This is a genomic window from Bacillus bruguierae (assembly GCF_037104725.1).
GTDB lineage: Bacteria > Bacillota > Bacilli > Bacillales > Bacillaceae_G > Bacillus_A > Bacillus_A bruguierae.
This window is the reverse complement of sequence record NZ_JBAWSX010000006.1, coordinates 80688-92496: the sequence shown is the minus strand read 5'-3', so window position 1 is coordinate 92496 and position 11809 is coordinate 80688. Positions and strand designations below refer to the sequence as shown.

Sequence of the window (11809 nt, the reverse complement as noted above, 5' to 3'; positions counted from 1 at the left end):
ATAAGGGCTAAGATTATTTTTTTGTGGAAATGAATAGTAAAAAAGATTTACTAAAAATTTCTTGAAGAAATAATGGTGATAAACAGGGAATAAGTGTGGTACAGTTAATGATGTAAGTAGAGAATTTGTTTATGAAAGTAATAAGTGTATATATTTAAGAGTTATTCTTGTATAATAAATTATACATTGAGATACAGGGGGAATGGATTTTGAAAAAATTCATAGTCACTGGATTATCTGTTATGTTGTTAGTTGGTTGTGGAGTAACAGAAGAAAATAACGTCAAAGAAGAAAAACAACAAGAACGAGTTGTTAATGCACAGCAAGAAATAAAATATTCATTCCCAGAGGGAGTAACTTCAGTTGGTGAAGGAAAAGTAAAAGTTGTTACACCAGATGGTACATCGGAAAATGGGAATATACCTGTCGTATTTATTAAAAAAGATACGCTTATTCAACAAGTAGAAGTTGAACTTGAAAATTTTCAAGAGGATAAAGAAATATTTATATACGTCGATAAACAGTTTGAAGACAAGCACCAAGTAAAAAAATTAGCACAAACAACAATGTCGTTAAAAGAAGAGACACTACAACCAGGTATTCATACCGTAACAGCAATCCAGTATGAAAATAATGATCCGAATGGAAAAGTAATCAACTTTGTTCAAGCGAAGTTTGAAAATAAACCAGCACAGTAAGAAGAAATCTGCTTTTTAAGCAGGTTTCTTTTGTTTGTATAGGGATTTTCATTTTACCTGTCGAATATGTATGTAATAAAGCGTCGTTATAACGCGTTTTCTATTGTTTACTGTGAAACGAAAGGAAGAGAAAAGATGAAGCGAGCACTTATTAATATTGATTATACATATGATTTCGTAGCAGAAGATGGAGCTTTAACGTGTGGTAAACCTGGGCAAATGATAGAAAAGAACATTGTAGAAATTACGAAGCAGTGCATTGAAAATGGAGATTATGTTATATTTGCTGTTGATAAACATGTAGAAAATGATTTATATCATCCAGAGAGACAATTATATCCACCTCATAATATAGCAGGAACAAAGGGAAGAGACTTATACGGTGAATTACAAAAATTATACGAAATACATAAAGATGATGAAAATGTATATTACATGGATAAAACACGGTACAGTGCCTTTGCAGGAACAGATTTAGAAATTAAACTTAGAGAAAGAGGGATACAAGAAGTGCATCTTGTTGGTGTTTGTACGGACATTTGTGTGTTACATACAGCAATTGATGCCTATAATAAAGGATTCCGCATTGTAGTTTACGAAAAAGCAGTTGCCTCATTTAATCAACAAGGGCATGAATTTGCCCTGCAGCATGTGAAGTCTTGTCTGCAAACTACAGTAAAATAGGAAGAAACGACCGCCAGAAAAATAAAAATTCTGGCGGTTTCGTTATTTTCTTGCAATTATACAAATTGAACCTCTATACTCATGAAATACTACGTTGCTAAATCCAGTTTCTTTCAATAATTTTTCTATATCTTCTTTTGTTTTGAATTTTCTCATATGATAATTTATTTTATATAGCTCAGCTGCGATAATAAAATAGCCATTTGATGTGAGGACCCGAAATACTTCTTTTACATCATTCTCTAAATTTGGCCAAAAATAATGGGTTTGAAAAGCAGTAATAATATCAAAAAAGTCATTTGAAAAAGGCATAGCCGATACGCTTGCTTGTTTTATAAGTACTTTTCCTAAATCTATATCTTTTTTATTCAGTTTGATAGAGTTTTCTACTGCTTGTTTGGAATAATCAATACCATATATTTTTCCGTCCTGATTCATTTTCGAGAGAGTATGTATTGTTTTTCCACCGCCGCAACCTATATCGAGCACGTTTGCATGCCCATTTATTTTAACATTACTTAAAGCCCATCTTGTCATATTAGTATGAGCGGCATTCATGATGCATAACATAGATGCCCCCACAAAACCTCTTGGATTTTTAGCTTGTTCTATTAATTTAGTCAATACACTCAATTTTATATCACCTTTCTTGATTATTTCATATAAAAATTTTTTATGAAGCTTCTCACTGTATATGTTTCTTTATACTTTTTTCAAATTCCTTTCTTATGGAAGAGGGAGATAGGAAATATTAAAGTCGACTTTGAAAAGGATATGTTAACAATTCAAGCGACGCAAAATGATGAAATAGAAGAAAAAAGTGAAAGTGGCACATATATTCGAAAAGATACAGGATCGGTTATTCGCCGGCAATAAGATTCCTAGAAAAATAGAGATGCAGACATTCGAACAATTATATATTTCCATTTTAATTTTTCGACATATAAGTCGCTGCTATGCATGGCCAGATGCTCTTGCTTGCCTAGAAAGAAAGAGGGTTTTTATGTCGCTTTTTTAATTTGTATTTATATAGTGATATGAGTTTTATTTGTAGTATTTAGAAATTTCATAATGTTATAATGAGAAATGGTGATGAACATGAATGAAAATGATAGACAAATGCATCGATTGCAAGCGTTAAAAGAAATTGCGGAGTTATTAAATGAAGCGACTGATTTGCAGCAAATGTTAGAAAAAGTTCTGCATACGCTCTTGCAAGTGATGGATTTACAAACAGGATGGATTTTTTTTATTGATGAAAAAGGAACGCATCAAATGCTCGTTGATACAAATTTACCACCAGCACTTACATGGGAAGAAAAGAAACCAATGTGCGAAGGTGATTGTTGGTGTATTAATCGATTTGTTGCGGGGCGTTTGCAAAAAGCAACAAATATTATTGAATGTAAGCGTATAGAGGATGCGATTGAATATGAGTGGGGAGAAACAGAGAGTATTACGCATCATGCGACGATTCCACTTCAGGCAGGAGAGGAGAAGTTTGGATTATTAAATGTTGCTTCTCCTCATAAAACGTACTTTACAGAAGAAGAATTAGCTTTATTAGAAGCGATTGCCTTTCAAATAGGGACAACGATTCAACGGATTAGGCTAGTTGAGAAAGAGCGGAAATATGTAATCGTTGCAGAAAGAAATCGCCTAGCACGTGATTTGCATGATTCTGTTAAGCAACTTCTCTTTTCCATTATGCTAACGGCTAGAGGAACAATGGATATGACGAAAAATAAAGAATTAAAGGAGATGTTAACGTATATAGGAGAGTTATCACAAGAGGCGCTGCAAGAGATGACATTATTAATTTGGCAGTTACGGCCTGAAGGTTTAGAAAAAGGTCTTGCTGAAGCAATTCAAAATTATGGGAAGCTCCTTGGTATTCATGTAATTATGCGAATTGATAGGGTTATTTCGATGGATGATGAAATAGAAGAAATGTTATGGCGTGTTAGTCAAGAAGCACTTCATAATTGTAAAAAACACGCTTCTTGCGAAAACGTATTTGTACATATAAAAATAGAAAACAATATGTTGAAGTTTCAAATCGAAGATGACGGAATCGGATTTATGAAAGAGAAAGTAAGAGATTCTGCGCTTGGTTTGAAAAATATGCAAGAGCGTATTGAGTTAATGAAAGGGAAGTTTCATATTCAAACGAAACTAGGTGAAGGAACGAAGATTGAGATTCAGTTACCAGTTCAAAGGGGAGACATGTATTGAAAATTAAATTACTGCTTGTAGAAGATCATCATATTGTCCGAAGAGGACTTGTTTTCTTTTTAAAAACAAAAGAAGAATTTGACATTATTGGTGAAGTGGGAGATGGAGAAGAGGCATTACAATTTATTCAAACAGAACGACCTGATGTTGTATTAATGGATGTGTCGATGCCGAAAATGGACGGAATTGAAGCAACGAAGCGTATAAAACAATATGACTCATCTATTAAAATACTGATGTTAAGCAGTTTCTCAGAACAAGATTATGTTCTTCCAGCAATGGAAGCAGGTGCAGATGGATATCAATTAAAAGAAGTGCAGCCCGATCAACTTGTAGCTTCTATTATTGCAGTTCATCAAGGGAATGCTAATTTTCATCCAAAAGTAACGCCTGCCTTATTAGGTCGCCCTGCGGCAATTGAGAGTAAGCAAGATCACTTGTCTATGTTAACGAAACGAGAAAAAGAAGTGCTGCGAGAAATAGCCAAAGGAAGAAGTAATAAAGAAATTGCGTCAGAACTACATATTACAGAACAAACTGTGAAAACGCATGTTTCAAATGTCCTAGCTAAATTACATGTAGATGATCGAACGCAAGCAGCCTTGTATGCGGTAAAACATGGTGTTGTATAGGAAGAGTAATGACAGAAACTCATACGAAAGTATGAGTTTCTGTTTTGTTTTTTCATACTATTTTCTCAAGTGGTTTCCGCCTTTCTTACGGTTTATAAGAGGGAATTTTCTGATAAGATAAATATAGAAATTCAAACAAGGGAGAGAAATAATCATGAAACTAGTTGTCATTAACGGTACGCCACGTAAATTTGGTAAAACTCGCGTCATTGCAAAGCATATTGCACAGACTTATAACGGAGAATTATATGATTTAGCTGTTGAAGCGCTTCCGTTATATAACGGAGAAAATTCTCAATATGAATTACAAGCAGTAACAAAATTAAAGAAACTTGTTAAAGAAGCAGATGGTGTTGTCCTATGCACGCCGGAATATCATAATGCGATGAGCGGTGCACTAAAAAATGCATTTGATTTTCTTGGAAGCAGCGAGTTTATGCATAAACCGGTTGGGCTTCTTGCAGTTGCAGGTGGAGGTAAAGGTGGTATAAATGCCTTAAATAGTATGCGCATTGTGGCAAGAGGCGTATATGCAAATGTGATTCCGAAACAAGTTGTTATTGATAGTCTTCATGTACAGAACGGAGAATTAGGGGAAGATGCGAAACCGCTAATTGCAGATTTGCTAAAAGAATTGAGAGGATACATGAGCATTTTTCCAGAACTGAAAAAACAGCTAGGAGCTGATTAATATGTCATCTCTTTACCGTGATTCCCGGTTGTACTATATTCTTGGAGCCAATAGCTTATCGGCGATTGGCTCTGGGATTACGATGATTACGATTTCATGGCTGCTTGTAACGGCGCCTGGTGGCAATACAATGTTTGGTTATATTTCGATTATGTCTACACTTGTTATGTTTTTGTGTACACCGTTTATCGGACATTGTATTGATCGCTTTTCTCGTAAAACGTTACTCTTAGTGAATGAAGCCATCGGAGCAATCGCAGTCTTTGTTATGGTATATTGGGGATTTACAGGTCACTCCTATGAAACAATCCATTACATTGTGCTGTATATAGCAGGTTCGTTTTATTATCTAGTATTTTATCCGAATATTTTCGCATTTAATCAAGAAGTGTTTGCACCAGAGCATTATAAATCACTTAGTGGTACGATGGAAATACAGGGACAATTGACACAAGTTATTGCTGGTGCAGTTGCTAGTTTTATGATTACAATTGTTGCTGTCAAATGGATTTTATTTATTAATATGTTAGCGTATGTCGGTGCATTTGTACTGCTATCGTTTATTCCATATACAAAACAGAGAACAAAACTAGGAAAGCAACCATTTGCAAAACAAATTTTTGAAGGCGTTCATTTTATGAAGAAAAGAAAGCAATTATTTTGGTTTTTATTTGCATCTTATATGCCGTTTATCGGTGTAATGATGACGAACTACTTAATGCCGGTATACATTTCAGACGTATTAAAGGCAAATGGATCAGTATATGGAACAGAAGGAATGATGTACGGAATTGGTGCGATGCTTGCGGGAATTGGCATTCCAATTCTTATGAAATATGTAAAAACCGAAGTATCTATTGTATTCACAATGCTCATATATACAATTTCAATTACCGTAATGGTTATACAACCATCCGTTTACTTGGTATACGGCCTTGCTATTTTTAAGGCAATGGGAAATGCAGGAACACGTGTTGCACGAAGCGTGCTTATGATGGAAGAGGTTCCAAATGAAATAATTGGGCGTGTTGACAGTCTATTTCGATTTGTTGGTACAGGTGTACGAGTTATTCTTCTTATTGCCTTTACAACGTTTGTGTCTCAAATTGGTGTCATGATTCCGTTTTATGCACTAAGCCTATTATTAATTGGCGCAACGTGTATTGGGATTTCATATGTGAAAATGCAGCAGAAAGAACAAATTCACGTTACCAATAAAACGGTTGTATAGTAACGAATCTAATACACATCCTATAAATGTAACATTTAAAAAAGGTGTGAAAAGATATGGGAAAAACAAAAGCATTAGGTTCAGCGAAGCATAAAGGTAATCAAACGCAAGATCATACGTCTTCAAAGAAAGCACGTAATGCTCAAAATGCAGGACAGCGTCAAGGATAGGGAAAGTAGCGAGGATTGTCTCCTCGCTATTTTTTTGAAATTTACTAGATGTAGGTAAAATACTTCTGCATGATCTCTTTCTTTTATATAATATAAAAAAGGGAGAGAACTGCTATATGAATAAATGGTTATTATTACTGTTGTTATTACCGCCAGTATATGTTGTTTATATAACATACTGCATGAAGAAAACTGCTAATGAGAAAGTAAGTCATACAGCACCGTGTGTTTTAATTTTAGGTGCAAAACTATTTGGTGATAAACCGTCATTATCACTACAAAATCGATTAGATGTAGCGCTAGGCTATTTACATTCGCATCCAAAAGTAAAAGTAGTTGTATCTGGCGGACAAGGAGACGATGAAGATATTTCAGAGGCTCTTAGTATGAGTCGCTATTTAATGGAAAACGGCATTGGAAAAGAAAGAATTTTACTTGAAGATCGTTCTACAAGTACATATGAAAATATAAAGTTTTCTAAGGATTTATATGATATAAAACATGCGGTTGTAGTAAGTAACACCTATCATTTATACCGAGCAAAAATTATTGCAGACCGCATAGGAATGAAGATGGAAGCACTTGCTGCACCAACGCCAAAGCGTTCGCGGAAAAAGGCATATATACGTGAGTATGCGGCGGTCATAAAGACAATTTTAAAAGATTATTAGAGCTCAAAATAGAGCTCTTTTTATTTTGAAAAGACAAATCATTTGAAAATAGCTCAAATTTCCATGAGAATAGAGGAAAGAATGAAAAAGGAGTTGTATTTGTGATTCGATTTGAACACGTTTCAAAAACGTTTGATGATAAAACAAAGGTGGTAGATTCTCTAGAGCTAGAGATTCGTAAAGGAGAATTTTTTGTTTTGATTGGTCCAAGTGGATGTGGAAAAACAACGACAATGAAAATGATCAATCGATTAATTGAAACAACAGAAGGTTCAATTTTTATTGATGGGAAGAATATTCGGGATTATAACATTCATGAATTACGATGGGATATTGGATATGTATTGCAACAAATTGCGCTATTTCCGCATATGACAATTGCAGAAAACATTGCGGTTGTACCAGAAATGCGCAAATGGAGTAAAGCGAAAATTCAAAAGCGTGTTGATGAATTATTAGAAATGGTTGGTTTAGATCCTGATACATATAGGGGACGTATGCCAGATGAATTATCTGGCGGTCAAAAGCAGCGCGTTGGTGTTGTGCGAGCGCTTGCGGCCAATCCGAAAATTGTTTTAATGGATGAACCGTTTAGTGCGCTTGACCCTTTAAGTCGTGAGCAGCTGCAGCGTGATTTAGTAGACTTACAAAAAAAGATTCAAAAAACAATTGTTTTCGTAACTCATGATATGCAAGAAGCATTAGCACTTGGTGATCGTATTTGTATAATGAAAGATGGAAAAGCTGTCCAAATTGATACGCCAGAAGTAATTTTACAAAACCCCGCAAATACATTTGTAGAAGAATTTATTGGGAAACCACGATTATCTTGGTATGATCATAGAAAAGTAGAAGATATAGTATCAATATTAGCACAAGAAGGAAAACAAGGTGAGGGTAATCCACTTTCGACTGAAGCTCCTTTGCAAGACGCTTTACTTCGTTTAGAACGCGAAAAAGAAATACCAATCGAACAAAACGGTACATACATTGGTACATTAACAAGTCAACATATCGTTCAATATATAGTAGAGCAAATGAAAGTGAGGGGATAGACAGTGACATCCTTTTTACAAACGATACAAGAGCGTAAACAAGAACTGTTAAGTGCCCTTTTGGAACATTTACAAATTTCGTTGATTGCTTTATTTTTCGCAATTCTTATCGCAGTGCCACTTGGAATTTTGTTAACAAGAAAAGAGCCTATTGCTGAATGGGTAATTGGTACTTCTGCTGTAATGCAAACGATTCCTTCTTTAGCACTTCTTGGGTTATTAATTCCGTTAGTTGGTATCGGAAAGGTTCCAGCTATAATTGCCCTTGTGATTTATGCACTGCTTCCTATTTTAAGAAATACATATACGGGGATACGTGAACTAGATCCATCGCTTATTGAGGCAGCAAAAGCGATGGGAATGAACAATTGGAGGCGTTTATGGAAGGTAGAAATACCACTTGCTTGGCCTATTATTATGGCAGGAATTCGGACGGCAATGGTATTAATTGTTGGTACGGCGACATTAGCTGCTTTAATTGGAGCAGGAGGGTTAGGAAAGCTTATTCTGCTTGGAATTGATCGAAATGACCATGCTCTTATTATATTAGGGGCTATTCCAGCTGCATTATTAGCACTATTCTTTGATGGTGTGTTACGCATGACCTTGCATGTAAGACGTTCACCGAGACGAACAATAGTTGCAGCAGTTGCTGTATTTGGAATCATCATCGCACCTTTTCTTTGGAGTGTGCAGAAGAAAGATATCGTAATTGCTGGTAAGCTTGGTTCAGAACCGGAAATTTTAATTCAGATGTATAAACAATTAATCGAACAGGATACTGATTTAAAAGTAGAGGTAAAACCAGGATTCGGAAAAACATCTTTTATATTTGAAGCGTTAAAATCTAAAGAAATCGATATTTATCCAGAATTTTCAGGAACAGCTTTATCAACTTTCGTAAAAGAAGCACCAAAAAGTACAGGTCGTCAAGAAGTATATGAGCAGGCACGAAATGGGATGGAGCAAAAATTTAATATGAAGCTGTTAAAGCCAATGCAGTATAACAACACGTACGCATTAGCAGTACCAAAACAAATAGCGAAGCAGTATAATATCAAGACAATTTCTGATTTGAAAAATGTTTCTTCTGAAATGAAAGCTGGCTTTACACTTGAGTTTGCAGATCGTGAAGATGGATATAAAGGAATACAAACACTATATAATATACAGTTTCCTCATTTGAAAACAATGGAACCGAAGTTGCGTTATAGTGCAATTCAATCTGGTGATGTGAATGTCATTGATGCTTATTCAACAGACAGTGAATTACAGCAATACGGTCTACAAGTATTAGAAGATGATAAAGGGCTGTTTCCACCATATCAAGGAGCGCCATTAGTACGTGAAGAAACGTTAAAGAAATATCCAGAAATTGAAAAATCATTAAATAAACTTGCGGGGAAAATTACTGACGAAGAAATGCGTAACATGAATTATGAAGTGAACGTAGAAGGTAAAGCAGCAGAGACTGTAGCAAAAGAATTTTTACAAAAAGAAGGACTATTAAAATAGATGAAGTAAAACTTCCATCAGAGAGGGTTTTATCACCCTCTGATGGAAACCTCGTCCAATTGGGCACATAGCGGCAGTTATCCACCATCTATCTTCTTCGGACTCCTCACAATCTTGAGGGCGGGATTTTACTGCTCACGAATAGCAGGATAAAATTTACAGATGTAACATAAAAAAGTCGTTTATATAAAAATAAACGACTTTTTTTATGCATACTTATACTTTTTTTCGAAAAAGTATTCCATTTTTGCTCATTTTCTTTTAGAATAGGTAATGTTTTTCTGAAAGAATATAAAGTGATACAGTTCGTCATTTTCAGGGTACGTATTTTTTATATAAATAACTCATAATATGAATGCCTGGTGGAACGGAATGAACACATCAAGAAATTGCAGACGGGGTGATACCAATAGAAAAGAAATTAGGATTTTTTCCATTAATTGCACTTGTAGTAGGAACAATGGTTGGAGGCGGGGTGTTTAGTTTACCGCACGATTTAGCAGCAGGAGCAAACAGCGGTGCTACCTTAATTGGTTGGTGCATTACAGCTTTAGGAATGATTCCGCTTGCTCTTGTATATCAATCATTAGCACATCGAAAGCCAGAGCTTGAGGGTGGCATTTATAGTTATGCACGCGCTGGTTTTGGAGAATATATTGGATTTAACAGCGCATGGGGATATTGGATTGCTGGAATATTAGGTAATGTTGCAACAATTATGTTGTTATTTAACTCATTAGCATATTTTTTCCCGATTTTTAAAGGTGGTAATAATGTTCCATCTATTGTCGGTGCATCACTTTTATTGTGGACACTTCATTTTCTTATATTACTTGGAATTCGTGAAGCTTCGATTATGAATTTTATTGCGACAATTGGTAAGCTTGTCCCAATTGTATTATTTATTGTGATTATGGTTACTGCGTTTCGGTGGGATATATTTACGCATGACTTTTGGGGAAAAGCTCCGGTTTCATTATCTTCTGTACTTGGACAAGTTAAAAATACGATGCTTGTTACGCTTTGGGTATTTATTGGCGTAGAAGGGGCAGTCGTTTTATCGGGCCGAGCAAAGCATAGCCGTGATGTCGGAAAAGCAACTGTATTCGGTTTACTGTTAGTAATGGGCATTTATATTTTAATTTCTGTTTTATCATTAGGGGTAATGTCACGAGAGGAATTAGCGGCACTTGAAACACCGTCAATGGGACATGTATTAGAGCATGTCGTTGGTTCATGGGGCGCATTTGTTATTAACTTAGGATTAATCGCCTCGCTTATTGGTACATTAATTGGTTGGTTTTTACTTGTTTCGGAAATTTCTCACGTTGCTGGAAAAGACGGCGTATTTCCGAAGGTCTTTACGAAAACGAACAAAAATCATACACCACATATGGCATTATGGATTTCAAACTGTGTTGCCCAAACATTATTTATTATTGTGTTATTTTCAGCATCCACATATCAGATCATGTATTTTATTGCATCAACATCAATTTTACTCCCATATGTATTTTCAGCACTATATCAGTTGAAATTAGTGATTACAAAAGCATATGAAGGAAACAGATGGAAAGATGGGATACTTGCTTCTATGGCATCTGTATATGGAGTTTGGCTTGTATATGCAGCCGGATTGAAAAATTTATTACTTGTTTCTTTAGTTTATGGCATCGGACTTATTGTGTATGTCGCTGCAAGAAAAGAGCAAGGAAATCGCTGTTTTACTCGCGCTGAACAATATGTGATGATTATCATTTTACTTGCAGCAGGTACTTCTATTTATATGCTGGTTACTGGGAAGATTGGAATGTAAAGATATCAATATACAAAAAAGGATTTATGCTACAGTGTGGGCATAGATCCTTTTTTTGATGGGTGAACAAGATTTCTTGCGTGGTTAGCAGGAATTTTTAGGGATTAACAGAATATATAGTTTTAAGAATGTGTAGGAGGGGATTGTTATGGAAGAAAAGGAAAAATTGATGCGGATTGTAGAGTTAGCACAAGATGTTCGGAAATTATTAGTGCAAGAAGCGTTCTTTAATCGAAATCCCGAACTGCGCGGAGCGGTAGAAAATTTAGCGTGTTCTGTAGAGGTTTTAGCTAATATGCATGTACATGAAGATAAAAATGCAGAAGATACATTACGTTATGTATTAGCGAAAATGAAGATTGCTCACAATGCAATTTCTCACGAAAAAGGAGACTTTCATTTAACCTGACA

The 11809-nt window shown here is 35.3% G+C and carries 12 protein-coding genes and 1 pseudogene; 12 read left to right on the top strand and 1 reads right to left on the bottom strand.

Annotated elements, in window-relative coordinates; genetic code table 11:
- Positions 1-209: 209 nt before the first annotated feature.
- Entirely contained in the window at positions 210-698 is a 489-nt protein-coding gene (locus WAZ07_RS12250; RefSeq protein WP_336472680.1) for a putative periplasmic lipoprotein, read from the top strand.
- Between the two features lie 135 nt (positions 699-833).
- A complete protein-coding gene (locus tag WAZ07_RS12245; RefSeq protein WP_336472679.1) occupies positions 834-1382 on the top strand; it encodes a cysteine hydrolase family protein in 549 nt (182 codons plus the stop codon).
- A gap of 42 nt (positions 1383-1424) precedes the next feature.
- Here the strand turns inward: WAZ07_RS12245 and WAZ07_RS12240 are convergent, their stop codons facing one another.
- Complete coding sequence (locus WAZ07_RS12240) at positions 1425-2015, bottom strand: class I SAM-dependent methyltransferase (protein WP_336472678.1); 591 nt, start codon at positions 2013-2015, stop codon at positions 1425-1427.
- A 114-nt stretch (positions 2016-2129) separates the two neighbouring features.
- Between WAZ07_RS12240 and WAZ07_RS12235 the strand changes: the two are divergent.
- The 10 genes and pseudogenes from WAZ07_RS12235 to WAZ07_RS12190 all read left to right on the top strand — a co-directional run.
- Positions 2130-2252: pseudogene (locus WAZ07_RS12235) on the top strand (alpha-crystallin domain-containing protein); the annotation flags it as partial.
- 216 nt (positions 2253-2468) lie between these two features.
- Positions 2469-3617 carry a GAF domain-containing sensor histidine kinase gene (locus WAZ07_RS12230; RefSeq protein WP_396548147.1) on the top strand — a complete coding sequence of 383 codons (1149 nt, stop codon included), beginning with the start codon at positions 2469-2471 and terminating at the stop codon, positions 3615-3617.
- On the top strand, positions 3614-4249 hold the full coding sequence (locus tag WAZ07_RS12225) for a response regulator (RefSeq protein ID WP_090911631.1): 636 nt from the start codon (positions 3614-3616) through the stop codon (positions 4247-4249). Before WAZ07_RS12230 ends, WAZ07_RS12225 begins: the two co-directional genes overlap by 4 nt.
- Before the next feature lie 154 nt (positions 4250-4403).
- Positions 4404-4940 (top strand): NADPH-dependent FMN reductase, encoded by a 537-nt coding sequence (locus WAZ07_RS12220; RefSeq protein ID WP_336472677.1) that lies wholly within the window; start codon positions 4404-4406, stop codon positions 4938-4940.
- A 1-nt stretch (position 4941) separates the two neighbouring features.
- Positions 4942-6171 (top strand): MFS transporter, encoded by a 1230-nt coding sequence (locus WAZ07_RS12215; RefSeq protein ID WP_336472676.1) that lies wholly within the window; start codon positions 4942-4944, stop codon positions 6169-6171.
- Positions 6172-6457: 286 nt separating this feature from the next.
- Complete coding sequence (locus WAZ07_RS12210) at positions 6458-7012, top strand: YdcF family protein (RefSeq protein WP_336472675.1); 555 nt, start codon at positions 6458-6460, stop codon at positions 7010-7012.
- Between the two features lie 101 nt (positions 7013-7113).
- Entirely contained in the window at positions 7114-8067 is a 954-nt protein-coding gene (locus WAZ07_RS12205; protein WP_336472674.1) for an ABC transporter ATP-binding protein, read from the top strand.
- Positions 8068-8070: 3 nt separating this feature from the next.
- A complete protein-coding gene (locus WAZ07_RS12200) occupies positions 8071-9582 on the top strand; it encodes an ABC transporter permease/substrate-binding protein (RefSeq protein ID WP_336472673.1) in 1512 nt (503 codons plus the stop codon).
- Between the two features lie 388 nt (positions 9583-9970).
- On the top strand, positions 9971-11398 hold the full coding sequence (gene arcD, locus WAZ07_RS12195) for an arginine-ornithine antiporter (protein ID WP_336472808.1): 1428 nt from the start codon (positions 9971-9973) through the stop codon (positions 11396-11398).
- Positions 11399-11546: 148 nt separating this feature from the next.
- Entirely contained in the window at positions 11547-11807 is a 261-nt protein-coding gene (locus tag WAZ07_RS12190) for a LemA domain protein (protein WP_336472672.1), read from the top strand.
- Positions 11808-11809 lie beyond the last annotated feature (2 nt).

Coding starts and splice junctions, on each gene's coding strand:
- WAZ07_RS12245 (WP_336472679.1), top strand. CDS start 834: ATGAAGCGAGCACTTATTAATATTGATTATACATATGATTTCGTAGCA.
- WAZ07_RS12230 (WP_396548147.1), top strand. CDS start 2,469: ATGGTGATGAACATGAATGAAAATGATAGACAAATGCATCGATTGCAA.
- WAZ07_RS12220 (WP_336472677.1), top strand. CDS start 4,404: ATGAAACTAGTTGTCATTAACGGTACGCCACGTAAATTTGGTAAAACT.
- WAZ07_RS12215 (WP_336472676.1), top strand. CDS start 4,942: ATGTCATCTCTTTACCGTGATTCCCGGTTGTACTATATTCTTGGAGCC.
- WAZ07_RS12210 (WP_336472675.1), top strand. CDS start 6,458: ATGAATAAATGGTTATTATTACTGTTGTTATTACCGCCAGTATATGTT.
- WAZ07_RS12190 (WP_336472672.1), top strand. CDS start 11,547: ATGGAAGAAAAGGAAAAATTGATGCGGATTGTAGAGTTAGCACAAGAT.